A 306-nucleotide genomic window follows, 5' to 3' on the forward strand; every position below is an offset into this window, starting at 1 on the left:
CCGGAAAAAGACGTCTCAGAGAACAAGAATATGGCTTAACGTGCGCTGACCGACAGTAAAAACCGCGCTACTGCCAGATAACATTTAAGGTTGTCGATGCCGTTCCCGCTCCCAGCCCCGGATTGGCAACAGGACATAACACCCATTTTAAATCCAGTGAATATGAGGCATTATTCGGTTGATTTGAGAGCAATGTGACGGGGTCCTGATTAAACAGCATGGAGCTGGGCGTATCGTTACAGCCCGCATCGCTACCCGCGTTATCGCCAATAAATCCCCTGACATAGCCCTGTAACTGGTTCTGGG

General features: G+C 50.0%; 1 pseudogene. It reads right to left on the reverse strand.

Annotated features, from left to right (window positions below):
• Window positions 1–67: 67 nt before the first annotated feature.
• Window positions 68–306: pseudogene (locus Q1A40_RS23025) on the reverse strand (hypothetical protein); the annotation flags it as partial.

The organism is uncultured Cedecea sp. (assembly GCF_947498825.1).
Classification (GTDB): Bacteria; Pseudomonadota; Gammaproteobacteria; order Enterobacterales; family Enterobacteriaceae; genus JGM124.